Annotated in this window: 17 protein-coding genes; 8 read left to right on the top strand and 9 right to left on the bottom strand. The window is 63.5% G+C overall.

Annotation, left to right across the window (positions count from 1 at the left end):
- Nucleotides 1-44: 44 nt before the first annotated feature.
- Together ACSU04_RS14370 and dnaB are read left to right on the top strand one after the other, a co-directional pair.
- Entirely contained in the window at nucleotides 45-1,079 is a 1,035-nt protein-coding gene (locus ACSU04_RS14370) for a LacI family DNA-binding transcriptional regulator (RefSeq protein ID WP_439290060.1), read from the top strand.
- A 446-nt stretch (nucleotides 1,080-1,525) separates the two neighbouring features.
- Complete coding sequence (gene dnaB / locus ACSU04_RS14365) at nucleotides 1,526-2,902, top strand: replicative DNA helicase (protein WP_439283176.1); 1,377 nt, start codon at nucleotides 1,526-1,528, stop codon at nucleotides 2,900-2,902.
- 213 nt (nucleotides 2,903-3,115) lie between these two features.
- Here the strand turns inward: dnaB and ACSU04_RS14360 are convergent, their stop codons facing one another.
- Together ACSU04_RS14360 and ACSU04_RS14355 are read right to left on the bottom strand one after the other, a co-directional pair.
- Entirely contained in the window at nucleotides 3,116-4,942 is a 1,827-nt protein-coding gene (locus ACSU04_RS14360) for an FtsX-like permease family protein (RefSeq protein WP_439283174.1), read from the bottom strand.
- Nucleotides 4,943-4,946: 4 nt separating this feature from the next.
- Nucleotides 4,947-5,699, bottom strand: coding sequence for an ABC transporter ATP-binding protein (locus ACSU04_RS14355; RefSeq protein ID WP_439283172.1), 753 nt, complete (start codon nucleotides 5,697-5,699; stop codon nucleotides 4,947-4,949).
- Between the two features lie 235 nt (nucleotides 5,700-5,934).
- Between ACSU04_RS14355 and ACSU04_RS14350 the strand changes: the two genes are divergently transcribed.
- Nucleotides 5,935-6,861 (top strand): CPBP family glutamic-type intramembrane protease, encoded by a 927-nt coding sequence (locus ACSU04_RS14350; protein WP_439290059.1) that lies wholly within the window; start codon nucleotides 5,935-5,937, stop codon nucleotides 6,859-6,861.
- Here ACSU04_RS14350 and ACSU04_RS14345 read toward each other — a convergent pair.
- Together ACSU04_RS14345 and ACSU04_RS14340 are read right to left on the bottom strand one after the other, a co-directional pair.
- Nucleotides 6,793-7,455 carry a response regulator gene (locus ACSU04_RS14345; protein ID WP_439283168.1) on the bottom strand — a complete coding sequence of 221 codons (663 nt, stop codon included), beginning with the start codon at nucleotides 7,453-7,455 and terminating at the stop codon, nucleotides 6,793-6,795. The two genes, ACSU04_RS14350 and ACSU04_RS14345, sit on opposite strands and share 69 nt — an antisense overlap.
- A complete protein-coding gene (locus tag ACSU04_RS14340) occupies nucleotides 7,452-8,684 on the bottom strand; it encodes a histidine kinase (protein ID WP_439283166.1) in 1,233 nt (410 codons plus the stop codon). The genes ACSU04_RS14345 and ACSU04_RS14340 overlap by 4 nt, the downstream gene beginning before the upstream one ends.
- 1,438 nt (nucleotides 8,685-10,122) lie before the next feature.
- Here ACSU04_RS14340 and ACSU04_RS14335 point away from each other — a divergent pair.
- The gene (locus ACSU04_RS14335) at nucleotides 10,123-10,776 is read left to right on the top strand and encodes a DUF6226 family protein (protein WP_439290058.1); all 654 of its coding nucleotides are present in this window, start codon (nucleotides 10,123-10,125) and stop codon (nucleotides 10,774-10,776) included.
- Nucleotides 10,777-10,930: 154 nt separating this feature from the next.
- On the opposite strand, the gene ACSU04_RS14330 is transcribed toward ACSU04_RS14335, so the two are convergent.
- Entirely contained in the window at nucleotides 10,931-11,482 is a 552-nt protein-coding gene (locus ACSU04_RS14330; protein ID WP_439283142.1) for a hypothetical protein, read from the bottom strand.
- Nucleotides 11,483-11,643: 161 nt separating this feature from the next.
- On the opposite strand from ACSU04_RS14330, the gene ACSU04_RS14325 reads away from it, so the two are divergent.
- Nucleotides 11,644-11,907, top strand: a complete 264-nt coding sequence (locus tag ACSU04_RS14325) for a ribbon-helix-helix protein, CopG family (protein WP_439283140.1) — start codon at nucleotides 11,644-11,646, stop codon at nucleotides 11,905-11,907.
- Nucleotides 11,904-12,143: a toxin gene (locus tag ACSU04_RS14320; RefSeq protein WP_439283139.1), complete on the top strand. Its 240-nt coding sequence runs from the start codon at nucleotides 11,904-11,906 to the stop codon at nucleotides 12,141-12,143. The genes ACSU04_RS14325 and ACSU04_RS14320 overlap by 4 nt, the downstream gene beginning before the upstream one ends.
- 137 nt (nucleotides 12,144-12,280) lie before the next feature.
- Here the strand turns inward: ACSU04_RS14320 and ACSU04_RS14315 are convergent, their stop codons facing one another.
- From ACSU04_RS14315 to ACSU04_RS14305, 3 genes are read right to left on the bottom strand one after another with little or no spacing between them, the layout of a single operon-like run.
- Nucleotides 12,281-12,679: a VOC family protein gene (locus ACSU04_RS14315; protein WP_439290057.1), complete on the bottom strand. Its 399-nt coding sequence runs from the start codon at nucleotides 12,677-12,679 to the stop codon at nucleotides 12,281-12,283.
- Between the two features lie 19 nt (nucleotides 12,680-12,698).
- Nucleotides 12,699-13,460, bottom strand: a complete 762-nt coding sequence (locus ACSU04_RS14310) for a hypothetical protein (protein WP_439290056.1) — start codon at nucleotides 13,458-13,460, stop codon at nucleotides 12,699-12,701.
- Nucleotides 13,457-13,837 carry a hypothetical protein gene (locus tag ACSU04_RS14305; protein ID WP_439282687.1) on the bottom strand — a complete coding sequence of 127 codons (381 nt, stop codon included), beginning with the start codon at nucleotides 13,835-13,837 and terminating at the stop codon, nucleotides 13,457-13,459. Before ACSU04_RS14305 ends, ACSU04_RS14310 begins: the two co-directional genes overlap by 4 nt.
- Before the next feature lie 360 nt (nucleotides 13,838-14,197).
- Here ACSU04_RS14305 and ACSU04_RS14300 point away from each other — a divergent pair, with 360 nt between their 5' ends.
- On the top strand, nucleotides 14,198-14,782 hold the full coding sequence (locus ACSU04_RS14300) for a hypothetical protein (protein WP_439290055.1): 585 nt from the start codon (nucleotides 14,198-14,200) through the stop codon (nucleotides 14,780-14,782).
- A gap of 11 nt (nucleotides 14,783-14,793) precedes the next feature.
- Nucleotides 14,794-15,468, top strand: coding sequence for an alpha/beta fold hydrolase (locus ACSU04_RS14295; RefSeq protein ID WP_439290054.1), 675 nt, complete (start codon nucleotides 14,794-14,796; stop codon nucleotides 15,466-15,468).
- A 21-nt stretch (nucleotides 15,469-15,489) separates the two neighbouring features.
- Here ACSU04_RS14295 and ACSU04_RS14290 read toward each other — a convergent pair whose 3' ends face one another.
- Nucleotides 15,490-16,584: an ABC transporter ATP-binding protein gene (locus ACSU04_RS14290; RefSeq protein ID WP_439282691.1), complete on the bottom strand. Its 1,095-nt coding sequence runs from the start codon at nucleotides 16,582-16,584 to the stop codon at nucleotides 15,490-15,492.
- Nucleotides 16,585-16,605 lie beyond the last annotated feature (21 nt).

Below are 16,605 nucleotides of genomic sequence, written 5' to 3'. Positions count from 1 at the left end.
GAGGACCCACGAACGCGCCCCCGCCGGGCAGCAGGAGACGAGAAGTGACGACCCAGCCGCCCCGCAAGGCGCAGTCTTGGATCCCGACGCTGGAAGAGGTTGCGGCGCTGGCCGGCGTATCGAGCTCGACCGCGTCGCGAGTGATCAACGGATCGCCCTTGGTGACTGCACAGACGATCGCACGGGTCAACGACGCGATCGCGAAGATCGGGTACGTGCCCAACCGGGCCGCTCGCAGTCTTGCACGCAGGCAGACCCAGACCGTCGCGATGATGATTCCGGAGCGCACAGCCGAGTTCTTCGCTGACCCGTACTTCGCCGAGGTCATCCAGGGCGCGGCTATGCATGCATCGTCCACGGAGTACTCCTTGACGCTGCTGATCGAGTCCGAGAAGGACCCGGAGAAGACTCATCAGCTCCTTCGACGCGGCAACGTCGACGGCGCTCTGATCCTCTCCCACCACAGTGACTCATCGACGTATCGGGAGCTGGCGCGTACGCTGCCCGTGGTCTTCGGCGTGCGGCCACCCGGTGAGATGGGTGAGGAGATCCATGTCGTCGATGTCGACAACTTCGCGGCCGCAGCCCTCGCCACACAGCACCTCGTGGATCGTGGACACAAGCACATCGTGTCCATCACCGGACCGCTCAACACGTCCGCTGGACGGGAACGTCAGAATGGCTGGAGTGAGACTCTCATTGCCGCTGGACTAGAGCCCGGCACAAGCGCGGAGGGTGACTACACGCCGGCGGGCGGAGCGGCGGCTGCCCGGCGACTGATCGAGGCGGATGCGCCGTTTGACGCGATCTTCATCGCATCGGCCCAGATGGCGTCGGGCGCGATGACCGTACTCAAGGAGAGCGGGCTGCGCGTGCCCGCGGACGTGGCAGTGGCGACCCTCGACAACAACATCTTCTCGACCAGTACGACGCCGCAGCTGACGACGGTCGACCTGCACACCGCCACAAAGGGCGCTGCGATGATGGCGGCCATCGTGCGGCTGATCAAGGGCGAGCAGGTCGGCGTCGAGATGCTGGTTCCGTTGGATCTCATCGAACGCGAGTCCACGGCGCTCTGAAGAATCTTGCGTGTGACCGGCGCGTTACAGGCGACACTGCCTGGAACGCGCCCGAGAAAATCAAGACTTGACTTCTCCCCAAGTTGTACACATGCCCCCTGCGATGGCACCAACCTTCAATAGCGTGTTTAAACAGAATCTCATCCACAGGGTGGGGAAACTCTAAACACCAGGTCAAGGCCAATATAAGAGGCAAAGATTGCCTCGTGCCACAGAGTTATCCACACCCGCTTTACACAGACACTCCCACGTTCTCCGCAGACTATCCACAGAGTTATCCACAGGCGCTGTTGCATGGGGAAATGGTCGCTCGTAGCGTGGACGAGCGACGAGATGTCGGTGGTTGGTGGTTCGCTCATTGCAACCGCGGAACACACCGCCGTCGTACGGCACTCGGGTCAGAGACTCCTGTGCCACACCAGCCACAAGCGCACCGAAGGAGCACCGTGTCGATTGCCGACATCTCGGAGGAGCGTCTCGGAGGGAACCGCAAACCAGAGCGCGTTCCGCCGCATGACCTCCTCGCCGAACAGAGTGCGCTGGGTGGCATGCTGCTGTCGAAGGACGCTGTCGCCGATGTGATCGAGACGCTCAAGGGCGCCGACTTCTACATCCCCAAGCACGAGCTCATCTTCGAAGCGATCCTTACCCTGTACTCGCACGGTGAGCCCACCGACGTTGTCGCAGTCACTGACGAGTTGATCAAGACCGGTGAGCTGGGACGCGCCGGTGGCGCCGACTACCTGCACACGCTCACCTCGATCGTGCCGACCGCGGCGAACGCCGGGTACTACGCCGGCATCGTCGCCGAGCGCTCGATCCTGCGCCGCCTCGTCGATGCGGGCACGCGCATCGTGCAGCTTGGCTATGACGGCCAGGGCGATGCGACCGATCTTGTCAACAACGCGCAGGCCGAGATCTATGCGGTCTCCGGTACGCAGACCGCAGAAGATTACGTTCCGCTGACTGTTGCGGTGGATGCTGCGATGGAAGAGATCGAGGCGGCCAGTGGCCGTGACGGCTCGATGACGGGCGTGCCCACCGGGTTCAAAGAACTCGATGAGCTCACGAACGGTCTGCACGGCGGGCAAATGATTGTCGTGGCTGCGAGGCCTGCTGTCGGTAAGTCAACGCTTGCTTTGGATTTTGCCCGCGCTGCGGCGATCGGTCACAATCAGCCGGCCGTCTTCTTCTCTCTCGAAATGGGTAAGAGCGAGATCGCGATGCGTCTGCTGAGTGCGGAAGGCGCGATTCCGCTGCAGCACATGCGCAAGGGATCGCTCGATCCGCGCGACTGGACCACGGTCGCTGCGACCCGCGGACGCATCAACGACGCGCCCCTCTTCATCGATGACAGCCCCAACATGACGCTGGTCGAGATCCGTGCGAAGTGCCGCCGCCTCAAGCAGCGCGAGGGCCTGCGCCTGGTCGTCATCGACTACCTGCAGCTGATGACGAGCGGCAAGCGCGTGGAGTCGCGCCAACAAGAGGTCTCGGAGTTCTCGCGTGCGCTGAAGTTGCTCGCGAAGGAGTTGCAGGTGCCGGTCATCGCACTGTCGCAGCTGAACCGTGGTTCTGAGCAGCGCACGGACAAGAAGCCGCAGATCAGCGACCTTCGTGAGTCCGGGTCGATCGAGCAGGATGCCGACATGGTGATCCTGCTGCACCGCGACTCGGTCTACGACAAGGACATTCGCCCAGGCGAGGCCGACCTGATCGTCGCCAAGCACCGTAACGGCCCGACCGCTACGATCAACCTGGCATTTCAGGGTCACTACTCAAGGTTCATGGACATGGCGCCCGGTGGGGACTTCAACAGCTGATTGTTCTTGCAAACGAACTGCAGATTGGAAATGTGGCGCTGGTTGAAGGTTCTCGATAGAACCTGCAAATTCCACGGGACATTGCAAACCAACTGCAAATTCGGAGGGGTCGCACGCCTCCGGCGAGAGCCCGCGGAGCCCGGCGACGACGGCATCTGGTGTTCCGTGGCCGATGCCGCCATCATCGTCGCCACGCATGCTTCTGTCTCTCGCTCAGACCGAAGCTCGGCGTCCAGCCCACACCGGCGCGACCATCGCCGCACCTACTATCACCGCGACCGCCGCCGCTAGCACCCCGTACACCGCCCAGTCGATTGCCAGCGACAAGCCACCGAGGATACCGTAGGCGACGCCGAGCAACGCCGGTAGCACTGACATGGTTCCGATGACCAGGGCCGCGAGCACCACGAATATCGACTCGATACCGATCATCGAGTTCAGCTGGTGGCGTGTGATTCCGATGCGGCGCAGGAGGGCGAACTCGGACTTGCGCGCGCCCGTCAGCATCACGAGGGTGTTGGCGGCAGCAATGGCGATGAAGAAGATGAGCACGAACAGCAATACCGCTCCGAGCTGTTGCGACGATGCCGCGCCGGCCATCGTCTGATCCACGTACTCGTCGACAGTCAGCGTCTCCAATCCAGGAAGGTCCACACGAGAGCCCTGCGTGAAGACGGTGTCGGCGACAGCGGGTGTCGTCGGGAGGCTTCGCCCGTCGATGATGTACTCACCGAAACCGAGGCCGCGCTCGTAGACCGCGACGATCGTTGCGTCGAGTACGACATCAGCGAAGCGAAGCGAAACCGTGTCGCCAAGGTCGATGCTCGTACCGAAGCCCGATTCATTGCTCACGGCGATCGTGCCAGGTGCAGCCAGATCGTCGAGCGAACCCGACGTCACATCCGCGTCGATCAGGCCTGCGGGGCTGCCGGTCAGGGCGTGCACGCCGGAGGCCTCCCACGTGGTCACCCCGTCCATATCCCGCGTGAGTATTTCTGCAGGCACGGCTGAGCTCGCGACAAGTGAGTCGACACCGGGCGTCGATGCGATTTCAGTCAGCTGAGCGGCAGTCACGCCGTCTTGTGAGGTGATGACGAGATCTGATCCCAGTCCGTCGCGCAATTGAATGGCGGCCCCCTGCACGAGGCTGCTGTTCACGCCGGTCTGCACTGTTCCCAGGGCGAGAAACAGCGCGAGCGGGATGATGGCTGCGGTCAGCCGTCGGGAGAAGCCGCGGGTGTTGACGACAGCCAGCATGAGCGAAGCGAATCGCGACGACCGGGTAGCTCGTGCCGCCCGACGAGCGGCGAAGCCCACGATCGCCGGGCCGGCGAGGGCCGCGGCGCTGATCAGCAGGAACGCGGATGTCGACCCGGCAGCGCTGCCCATTACGCCCGGCATCACGAACGGGATGCCGGCGGCCACGATTCCGGTTACCAGCAGAACGACCGCAGCAATGCGGCGCGAAGGACTGAGGTGCGCCGACTCGGCATCCGAGCCACGCACGGCCGCCGAGGGGCTGACACTGGTGACTTTGCGGGCAGCCAGGCGCGCGGCGAGCAGGGCGGTCGGGAAAAGCAGCAGCAGCGCGCCGATGGCGGGCAGCGGCGTGACGACGAGCGGGAGGTCGACAGGAATGATGCCGCCAGACTCGAGCACGGGAGTCAGCAGGTTCGCTGCCCAGAGCCCGGGCAGCGCGCCGAGCGGCGCTGCGATCGCGAAGACGATCGACACCTCGGCGGTCACCATCGAGCGCACCTGCGAGGCGGTGGCTCCGACAGCCCGCAGCAGCGCGAACTGCTCGTGCCGTTGGCGCAGGGCCGACGCGAAGGTGGAGGCGACGACGAGCACGACCACGAGAATGGCGGTGCCGGCGAATGAGGCGGCAACGGTCGACAGCAGCGGCGCGTCCGAGCGTAGGCCGGTCTCCATGAGCACCCCGTTGGCCGAGAGCAGGGCGGCGGCGAACACGACGATGAGAAAGCTGCCGATAAAGCTGCCGCGGTAGGCGAGAACTGCTGAGCGGGCGAAAGACCACATGGCGTTACCTACCCAACTCGATGAGGCGGGCGGCGATCTGGGCGCTGGTGGGGGCGATGATCTCGCCGGCCAGGCGTCCGTCGGCCAGGAAGCGCACGTCATCCGATGCCGCTGCGACGTTCGGATCGTGGGTGACGACCACCAGAGTCTGGGCGAAACGCTTGGCGGTGCCGCGCAACACCTCGAGCACCTGCTCACCGGTGCGCCGGTCGAGCGCGCCGGTCGGCTCGTCGGCGAAGACGACCGTGGGCCGGGTGATCAGGGCGCGTGCGATGGCGACGCGCTGGGCCTGGCCGCCGGAGAGCTCGCTCGGCAGCCGGTCGGTCATGCCGGTGAGTCCGACCGAGTCGAGCAGCGACTGCTGCCACTGCTCGTCGGGCCGGCGACCGTCGAGCAGCATCGGCAGCTGGATGTTCTCGCCGACAGTCAGGTGACCGATGAGGTTGTACGACTGGAATACGAAGCCGATGTGGCGGCGGCGGAAGCGGGTGACGGCATCCGGAGACAGCTCGGTGATGTCGGTGTCGCCGATCAAGACCTGGCCACTCGTCGGCGTATCCAGACCGGCGGCGAGGTTGAGGAAGGTCGACTTCCCCGAGCCCGACGGGCCCATTATCGAGGTGAACGACCCCGGTGTGATCGATAGCGAGACGCCCTGCAGCGCCGCAATCTGCTCCGGTCCGTTGGGGTAGGTCTTGGTGAGATGAATGAGGCGCACGGCGGTATCGACCGTGGTGGCGCTGATGGTCGAGGTCATGGCTGGCCTTTCTATCGAGGGTGCCGATGAGCACCTCCAATCGACAGTAGGTACACCGGAGGAGCCCTTCTACGGGCCTTCGGATGAACTGTGGCGCTTACATCTTTGGATGCAAATTGCGCCCTTCGATGGCTCTCTCGAGGTGCAACCCTTCGACTCTCGTGGCAGAAGTGGGTGCCTTCTAGCGTCGAAATGTGGCCATTTCGTGCCGCGGCAATCGATGAGGGGAAGAGTCATGAAACAAGTCACACAACAGCGGGGCCTCAGGGGGATCATCAGGCGGTATCCTCTCGTGAGCTTCTTCGTGCTCGCAAATGCGCTCAGCTGGATCGCGTGGATGCCCTACATCCTCTCGAACAACGGGCTGGGCGTCTGGGACTACACCTTCGAGCTCGGCATGATCGCCGGGGTGCTTCCCGGCGCCTATCTGGGGCCCATCACGTCTGCCCTGATCGTCACGGGGGTCACCGGCGGTGTGGCCGGGCTTCGCCAGTGGGGGGCCCGCCTGTGGCGCTGGCGGGTTCGCTGGCACTGGTACGCCATCGCCCTGCTCGGCGTCCCGGCCGCACTGATTCTCACCGGCCTGGTGGTAGCGGGCGGTCAGGTCGTGCCGCCGTCGCTGGCGGTGCTCGCCGCCTACCTCCCGATGCTCATCATCCAGATGCTCACCACCGGCCTCGCCGAGGAGCCGGGGTGGCGAGACTTCGCCCTGCCCCGCCTGCAGGACAAGTTCGGCCCGATGCGCTCTGCCTTCATCCTGGGCCCGATGTGGGCGCTGTGGCACATGCCCCTCTTCCTCACCGAATGGGGCGGCTACCCCGACGCCGACTGGACGCGACCCGTGAGCTTCGCCGTCTTCTGCATCGGCTTCAACGTCGTCATGGCATGGATATTCAACCGCACAGGCCAGAGTCTGCCGCTCGCCATGCTGGCGCACGTCAGCGTGAACACCTTCATGTCCGGCATCTTCGTCGAGATGTTCCCGTCGATCAGCGACGGCGCCACCTCCAACGCGCTTGCGATCAGCTCAGTGATTGCCGCTGCCATCGTGATCCTGGCAACGCGAGGACGGCTCGGTTACGTCAAGGAGCAGTCAGGGGAGATCGACGAAGCGGTTCTGGTACGCCCAGACGACCGCCTGAAGGCGGGAGCGAACACCTAACTTGGGCAGCATACGCGCGAGGTGCGACTTCACCGTCGACAGCTCGACCACCAGGGCCTGCGCGATCTCTTCATTGGACATGCCCTGGGCGAGCAGCATCAGAATCTCCTGCTCACGGCCGGTGAGCACGTCGCTTCTCAGCGATGTGCTCACCGGCCGCAGGCCGCGCCGCTGCACGAACTCCCGCATGATGCGGCGAGTGAGGCTCTGGTCGATCGTGCCGATGCCGACAGCCACCTGGCGAATGGCTTTCGTGATCGTATCGGGATCGGCATCCTTCAACAGAAAGCCCGAAACCCCGGCCTCTAAAGCCCCGAAGACATAGTCGTCGAGGTCGAACGTGGTGAGAATCAAGACGGGAATCGAGAGCTCGGCGTCAGGCCCGCAGAGCTCACGTGCAACGGCGATACCGTCGAGGCCGGGCATGCGGATGTCGAGGCACGCCACATCAGGACGCAGCTGCCTTGCCATCGCCAACGCCTCGATGCCATCGGAGGCCTCGCCCACCACCTCGAGGTCGGCCTCCATATTCGTGAGTGCCGACAGGCCGGCTCTCACGAGGGGCTGATCATCGGCGATGAGGACGCGGATCATGCTGCTTCTCGCTTCACTGTCAGACGAACGCGCCAGCCGAGTTGATCGGTGAGACCATGCTGCAGCTCGGCGCCGATGAGGTCGGCGCGCTCCTGCATGCCGACGAGGCCGAACCCCCCTCCGGGCCCCAGGTCGGGTGCGTGGGATCCGTCGTTGGTGATCTGCACCACGAGCACATCGGGCGCGCGGTCGTCGACCATCACCACGCAGTGCGCGCCCGGCGCGTGTGCGACCACATTGGCGAGAGCCTCCTGAACGGTGCGGTACACGACCAACTGCGCGAGCGGGCCGATACCGGTCCCGAGGGTCCTCTCGCCGGTGCGCACCTCGTACTCGACCGGCAACCCGGAACTCTTGCGCAGCTCGACCAGCTCGCTCACCGAAGCCAGCGTCTCGACAGTGCGACTGCTGTTGGCATCGTCACGCAGCAGGCCGATCACCCGTCTGAGATCGTCGAGCGCCATCGTGCTCTGAGCCCGCGCCTGCTGCGCCGAGGTCTTGGCAGCCTCGGGGTCGGTATCGACCTGTCGGTAGATGGCGGACGAGAGCAGCGCGATACCCGACATGTGGTGTGCGGCGATGTCATGCAACTCGCGCGACATGGCCATGCGCTCCCTCGAGACCGCCGCCTGGATGAGGGCGTCTCGCTCGCGCCTCAGCGCAAGCACCTCGTTGCCGCGGCTCACCCTCGCGTCTCGGCGGGCGGCGAAGAACAGCGCGATCACCAGTGACCCGCCGACGGCGACGAGGGCCTGCACCGCAGCCATTCCGACCGTCGCGACGTCCAAGGGTGCTCCGGCACGCACATCGTTGACGACCTGCGAGAAGGCCACGAGCACGATCGTGGCTGGCATCACCGCGGACAGATTGCGCAGCGGCTCGCGCAGCACAGCGAGGAAGACAGCGAAGGTGATGCCGACGACGGTGAGATTGAAGGTAGAGGCCGGCGCGGTGAACGCGAGGACCAGCGGCGCGGATGCCACGACCAGCAGCACGAGCCGCGGCGACCGTTTCGCCCGGAGCAAGGCAGTGGCCTGAACTGCGATGACCGCGACGAGCACCCACCACCCGAAAGCTGCGGGTGAGAGCGGCACGACACCCGCTTCGGGATCAGCCGCCTGCAGCAGCGGCAGGAGCAGTAAGCCACCGAACGCTATCCCTGCGAACACCAGGGCCGGCGTGACCTCGGTGAGGCTGAGTCGCTGGGGATGCTTCTGCGTAGTCTGCACCCCACCGATTCTCTCAGTATCGGTGGCGTTTAGAGCGTGCAACCGGGTTCGGTCGCGCTGAGCCACCGAAGGCCGTCACTTAGCGTTTTGAGAACGCGGCCACGTACCTCTGGGCCCACGTCACATGCCGAGAAGCTATCCACCGAAACTGAAGCGCACCGCGACCTCGTCCGTGGCGTTCTTGAAGCGCCTGTCCACCTCCCGTCGTCGCTTTACACGGCGCTCACTCGCTGATCTTCAGATTCCCGCGCAAGGAGACACATCGCCGTGGCTTGAATCGGAGAATGCGACGCTTCGCCGGGCAGTATCGACGAATCAGTGCGCGGGGTTGCTGCCAGTTTCTCGACATGTTCAGGGGAGGCGGTTCGCGATCGCGGCGTCGCCGGCGGTGGCCAGCGCGCGGCAGTTGGGGGTGTCGGCGGGGGCGCCGTCTGTCGTGATGGGCGAGGCATCGATATGGTGGCGTTCGGGTTCACCCTCGCGATCACGGTGCTTGGCGTCCTGACTTGGGCCGTGGCGACACCTATTCTGCTGATCCTGATTGGGTGCACGAACAGGCGGAGTCCTTCAGTGACCGCTTCTTCATCGTTCTCGATGCGGCGGCGGCTCGGGCAGCTTCGAGCGGGACCAAGTAGCTAGCCCGTGTCCGCTTCGCTTCCAGGATAGGTACTGCGCGGCGAGGTCAGGATGCCATGGAAAGCCCGGGGTGCAGCGAAATGCCTCGGGCTTCGTCCGCCGATGAGGCGCCAGGGCATCGGATGCAACAGCACGTCGCAGTTCAGTCTCTTCAGTCTCACCGAGCCGATGATTGACACGACGACCCCGATGGGGCGAGCCCTCTATGGCATCGTCGCCGTGTTTGCACCACTCCCCGTCGACACCATCCGAGACAACTCAGCGCACAAGCTAGGTCTCGACCCCGCAGCGCCCGACCTAGACGCGGCCGGAGTCGGTGCCGCCGATGAGAATGTAGGTTTTCGCCATCTTGCGTGGAACCCAGCTCAGTGGATCGATGCCAACTAGCGCGGAAACCGCGTGATTTTCGCCACTTCGGTCCGGAACCTACACAGCTGATGTAGGTACGGGTTCCGCGTTCGAACGCGGAATGAGGGCGTCGAGGATCTCCAACCCTTGGCGTTGATGCAAACGCCGGCTTCTCGCCAGCGGCGTCAACATTGCTGACCCTTCACAAGGTGTCTCGTAACCGAGGTTGAGTACTGCGGAATCCACGATCGGTTATGACACATAGTTATGAGACTCGGCCGCACCGGATAGTTTCAGGAACTGCACTCCTACCAGCGATTTAGCGGTGAGACGTCTCGTATTCGTAGGGTTTTGAGACACATTCAGTGCTGACGTCCGTTGATGCTCAAGTCGAGCGTCGCCGAGCCGACCTCATCGCCTAGCCGGTCCGGCTCTGGTGCGGCAGGATGATGAAATGAGTTCCTATATTCGTCCCTTGGTCAAGGCGCCGGTGTTCCGTGACGCCGCGGGCCAGGTCATCGACTACGGAAATCGGTGGGGCGGGTCGCCCCCGGAGGACACTTACTCGGTGGACACACACCCGGAGCGGTTCGCGCCACTCCATACCGTTGCCGACGCTCTCATCGCGCATTTAAGTGACACCTACGACGTTGAAGTCGACGAGGGCGCGGAGACTGCGGCGGATCTACGTCATCCCGCGTATCACGACGTGGTGCGCGCGGTGCGGATACGGCCGAATGATCGGGCGTGTGCGTCCCTGACGTTGGTCTTCACCGCCTACCCGGGGATCTACATGCATGCAGGGCTGCTCAACGACTTCCACTACCCGGTCTGTGGTTGCGATGCCTGCGACTCGAACTGGGAAGGCGAAGCTGATGACCTCGAGCGGCAAGTGCTCGCAGTTATCGCCGGACATTATCGCGAGACCGTTGAGCGGCGAGAATCCGATCCCTGGGTTGGGTACGCGTTCACTGATCCCGACGGCATGTCCTCGGGAGGATCCCGCGAATCAGGCATGCCGTCCGAGCATTTCAAGGCAGCAGAGTCAATCCTCCGGAAGGTCCCCGATGGATGGGGCGAGTGGCCCCGCGCAGCTTTTGTCTCTTGACATGTTGTAGCAGGCATGCGCATCTGCTGAACGAGTCGACAGCTCGGTCCAGCTCCCGGCGCTCGATTGTCTCGTAACTCAGGCGTCGCATAACCCATGGGTTAAGAGACACCGGAGTTACGAGACACTTGGCAGGCTGCGCTCAGAGTGTCCGTCACCCGTCGAACATCCACGGCTCTCGATACTGGGCACCATCGCCGAGCACGCTCACGAGCTTCGGGGGGCACGCAAGTTGATCCTCACCGTAATCATGACTCCGACGGAAGTCGGAAAGAGTTCCAGCCTCAAAAGAAACCTCGATCCGATAACAGGTGTAGACCCGACTCGGCCTGGAATCGAACCATCCCGGTCTCGAAAGATGCTTGTCGATCCCTGACGCGACGAATAGGTCGAAGGCCCCATCTTCATCGCCAGCGCCCACCTGAATATTGTAAAGGACCGGCGTCCCCTCATCCTCGGAGAAGGAGGGCGCATCTTCCTCTGCGTCCCAGCGGACGGCGGCAGCGGACAGTAGGCCAAGGAGCGCTTCGGGCGTCGGCGCGCTCGCAGTGGGGTCAGTCATGACGCCGTAGACGACACTTTCTGCGGCGTCCAGTTGACGCGACATGGCAGGCTCGACAGGATCTGACGCACTCGAGCACCCCGACACCGATGCGATGACACCCAACGCGGCCAAGGCCAGGGCTGCACGCATCACCAATCTCATGGGGCCAGTATGGCCGCGCTCCCTGAGATACTCCGACAGCCGTCCGACAGCCTCGGTATCTGCTGTGTCGCAACCCATGGGATGCGAGACGGCTCGTCATCGTCGACTCCATTGGATCCAGGCCTGGTGACTTGGCGTGATTTTCGTAATACACTAAATACATGGGAGCAGAAGAAACAATCAACGGCGTGCCCGTCACTGAAGAACAGATCGCCGAGTGGTCAGCTGAGGCAGAGGCCGGCTACGACATTGGAGCGTTGAAGAGGCGCGGTCGCGGTCGACCCGGCCGTGGTGCACAACCCTCACAGGTCGTCGCCTTGCGCCTCACGATCGAGGAGCTCACCGCGATAGACATGGCAGCCGAGCGACAGCACAAGACCCGTTCGGAGCTCATTCGCGAAGCGCTGGCGATGTACGCGGCGTGAAGGTTCACGACTCCGCGCTCAGGCACGGTGTTTCATCCGAAGATTCCATTCAAGCGGCATCGTGGCCGACCTGGATCGTGAGCCTTGACGACGAATCGCCTGCCCGTGAGCTTCGACTGGGATTCGACACACATGGCCGGTTGCTCGAGACAGTTGTTCTCGTGTTCGACAGCGGTAACGAGCTCATCATTCACGCCATGAACGCCAGACCGCAGATGCTCGAACTTCTGCCATAACCACGGAACCGGACGGGCGGCACTCCCGTGCAGCAGTCCCGACCAACCTGTCTCGTAACCTGGGTGTCTCGTAACCCATGGGATTCGAGACAGCATGTGACGAGAGTCGGGCCTTCGGCTGGCGAGACCTCTCCGGTTCACCCCCGAGAGGTTGCGGCAACGACCTCGGCTTTGAACCCAGACGAGTTTTCGATCCAGCCTGCATAGTGGTCCTCCCCACCTGCATGTGGATAGCGATCCTGATAGAGCGGATGCCAACCGTGTGCGGGCGCGTCCTCGATAATTGCGTCGACCGTCGTCGCGGACTCCGCCTTAAACGCTAAGTGATTCACGCCCGCCCGGCGACGGTCGTGCACGGGCGTCGACAGATTCGGCGATGTCGTTATGGTGAGGTACGCGCCGCCGGCACTCCAGGATTGCCCGTCGGACCACGTGCTTTCGAGCGCGAATCCCAATTTGCTCAGAAGCCAGCCCCATTCCGCCTGCGCCTCCGCGAAATCCGCGACCCACAATTCGACGTGATGGAAACCTGGCATCGGCGCGCTCCTCATTGGGCTAGAAGACTCGGATGCGGAAGCGCTCTGCAGCCGTCGTCAACGCATCGTCCGTGACCAAGATCGGGTCCGGCGACAGGGTGATGATGTCGGCAGCATCAGGATGGTCGAGCCATAGTGCCTTACACCAAGCATCGCCGTGCTTGCTGCCGAAGTGAATGCCGAGCGCTCCCTGCCCTGTATCCAGCGTCAGGCTGTGGAGGTGAGCGGCGATCGTGTTGGTGATCTCACGTTCCTCACCGCGCAACGCTGCCGTCGTGAGGTGTATCACGCCGAGTTCTGCCAGGGGATTACCCATCATCCGTTCGATGGCTGAGATCGAATCGGGATGCTCAATGTCGACGAGCCAGCCGGCGTCGGGCATATACACACGGATCATGCCGCGGTCGAACCGCCAGCCGGCCGGAATGGCGCCGAGACCCATGAAATCGAGCTCAGACCATTCACGCGCGATCTCCTCGACGTATTCCTCGAGAGTCATGCCGAAGAAGGCTGCATCCTTAGAGAGGGGATCGGCAGCACCGTTGGCCCGCTTGTATTGAGACAGCACCTCGGCGTACGCGCATTCGGGCTTCTCTGCGATGTAGAAGGTTTGGCTGCCGGCGACGTCGTAGCGATTCCACGCCGTTCGTGACGACGCCTCAGGGTCGCGGGGCGCCGCCGAGAGCGCGGGGTATTCCAGCTTGCCGACGGGATAGCCGAGGATCCCCGGCGAGGCGATGAGATGGAGCCCGGTTTCCTCGCAGCGGCGAGTGGTTGTCACGCGTCGCCAGACCCCGCGATGAAGGAGCTCACCGCATCGGCGACGTCCCCGTGGCGGTCCTCACGGATGGCGGTAATAGGGGTGTCCTCGCGCAGGTGAGGATTCCCGCCAATAAACCACTGGCGTGCAACGTGATCGCCGTCCGCAGCCGCGAGCAGTGTCCACTGACGATGTGCGAACTGCAGACGACGTGTCGCGTCCGTGCGAGGCTCGGGGCCGTCGTCCTTTGCCCACCGGATGGGGAGCTTACGATCCTTCGACCCTGCGAGCCCTGCCACGAGCGTCGGCCCGAGGGCTGCGTTGAGTTCACGGACGATCTCGTGGATGTCCATCCTCATCGTTCGACCGTGCTGAGCGGTAGGGGTCAAGATCTCCATGAGCTTAGGATACCTGCAGTACACCCTAAAAGCCACCCTAGTTACACCTCACGCCCACGCTGAGGTGATACCCGACTCTGTCTCGAAACCTCGGTGTTTCGCAACCCACGGGATACGGAACAGTCGGCTTCAGCGTCCGGCCGAGTCGGCAGCCGGGCGCGCCGCCGCTGGGTGAGCAGGTCCTCTCCCTGGTGAAGGGTGCGGCGCGCCGTCAGGGCTGGAAGTGTTCAGACACAATGCGCGCTCGACCTTGCGGGGATCTCGTTCGCTTACGGCTTCCTCTTGTGGGTTGCCTCAGCGCTGGCTAGCGTGTGGTCTACTTTCACGCAGGGCTGGAGCTCGGAGGAGAAAATGCGCAACATGCGGATTGTCCTTGCAGGGACTGGACTTCTCGCACTGGTTGCCGTCACCTTGTCGCCGCTAACGGCGCGACGTGACCAGGCCGCGGCCGCGAGCGGTGAGGAAACATGGGGGGTTTCGTTCTCTCGCATCGTGGATCGCATCAAAGAAGCCTTCCCCGACGATTTTGGGGCCGCCGAGGTGAATGCGGACCAGAGTTCTGGGTGGATTGCCTTCGCGGGGGCGGTTCCCGACGGCGCGGAGGACGCGGTCGGGGAGCTATCGGGCATCGAACTGCGCGGAGATCTCGGGCTGAGCGAGAAAGAGATTTCTGCGACCGTTGATCTGCTCTTCCAATCGCTTCTAGAGACACACGGTAGTGACTTTCGGGTGTCCGTGTATCCGGTGCCGCGGGACCGTGAGATCGTGGTGGAGTACTCGCCGTCGGCGACCGCGCGTATCTCTGCGGAAGCCGTCGAGGAGTCAATCCGATCGGCGGCTCTGGCAACCGACCTCGGCGGATTCTCTATTCGTGCTGAAGCTGCCGATGGCATTGTCCTGGAGATCCATCAGCATGGCGCACGCGTTCCGAATCCAGAACGATAGGGAAAGTGATCATGGCAACATTCGCGCTGATCCACGGGGGCGGCTCGTCCGGATGGGACTGGCATCTTGTCGTTCCCATCCTCGAAAGTGCGGGCCACGAAGCAATCGCCGTTGACTTACCCATTGAAGATTCACACGCCGGTCTCGAGGACTACGTTCGCGCCGTGCTCGGTGCGATCGGCGAAAGGCATCACGTCATCGTCGTCGGTCATTCGTTGGGAGGTTTCACGGCACCTCTTGTTGGTGACGAGCTCCACGCTGACGGGCTCGTCTATCTTGCCGGCATGATTCCACTGCCGGGAGAGAGCTTCATGGACTGGTGGATCAATACGGGGCACATCCATGAGTCGGTCGACGATGACACCGCCGTCTCATTCTTCAACGACGTACCCGAAGCGCTCGCCGCCGAAGCGCGGGACAGAGAACGCGACCAGCAGGGCGGCTGGATGTCGAGTCCCTGGCCGGCGGACCACCATCCCGACATCCCCACAAGAGCCATCCTGTGCACGGATGACCAGTTCTTTCCCGCGCCGTTCATGAGGAGGCACATTCGTGAACGACTGGGGATCGAACCCGTCGAGATACCGGGCGGACACTACGCGGCGCTGAGCGAGCCCGCCGCGGTCGCGGCCGTACTGAACGACTTCGCAAGTGAGCTCGCCTCGGCAGGGAGCAGCCCATGGTGAACTGCGCCCTGCCGTCGGTTCTCAGCTGACGATCCCGGGGTTCAACCGTTCTCCGCTGTCCACGTCGAACAGATGGATCCGTCCGGGCTTGGGTGTCGCCGAGACCGTGTCGCCCGCCTTCGGGTGCATCCGCCCGTCGACGCGCGCGGTGACGTTCACTCGCTCGTCGTCGATGATCGCGTGGCCGTAGAGGTAGCCGTCGGCGCCGAGTTCCTCGACGAGATCCACCGTCATCGTGAGCCCGGGCTCTGTCGCGCCCGCAAGGGTGATGTCCTCCGGTCGGATACCGATCGTGACGCGGGTGTCGGCCGCGTCACGTATCTCGCGATCCACCGCAACGGTCTCTGTGCCGAAGCGCACTCCGCGCTCGTTCACATCCGTGATGAACAGGTTCATCGCCGGCGATCCGATGAACCCGGCGACGAAGACGTTCCTGGGGTTTTCATACAGATCGCGAGGCGTACCCAACTGTTGCAGCGTGCCGTCGGCGAGCACCGCGATCCGATCTCCCATGGTCAGCGCCTCCACCTGATCGTGAGTCACGTAGACGGTCGTGACGCCCAACCGACGCTGGAGCGAGGAGATCTGGGTGCGAGTCTGCACTCGCAGCTTCGCGTCGAGATTCGAGAGTGGTTCATCCATCAGGAACACCTGTGGGCTGCGGACGATCGCTCGGCCCATCGCGACGCGCTGTCGTTGACCGCCGGAGAGGGCCTTCGGCTTGCGCTCCAGGTACGGGACGAGATCCAGCAGCTCCGCGGCATCGAGCACACGCCGCGCGCGCTCCTCTTTGCCGACCCCGGCGATCTTCAGGGCGAAGCCCATGTTTTCCGCAACAGTCATATGCGGGTAGAGCGCATAGTTCTGGAACACCATCGCGATGTCGCGATCCTTCGGGGGAACATCGGTCACGTCGCGATCGCCGATGAGGATGCGGCCGCCATTGACCTCTTCAAGGCCTGCGAGCATCCGTAGCGACGTGGATTTACCCGAGCCAGAAGGGCCGACAAGCACGAGGAACTCGCCGTCGGCGACCTCCAGATCCAGTTTGTCGACGGCGGGGCGTTGTACTCCGGGGAACGTTCGTGTTGCCTGGTCGAACCTCACGGTTGCCATTTCTTCTTTCCTTTCACCGGC

This window comes from Microbacterium sp. A84 (assembly GCF_051842815.1).
Classification (GTDB): Bacteria; Actinomycetota; Actinomycetes; order Actinomycetales; family Microbacteriaceae; genus Microbacterium.
This window is presented reverse-complemented; position numbering and strand designations above follow the sequence as displayed.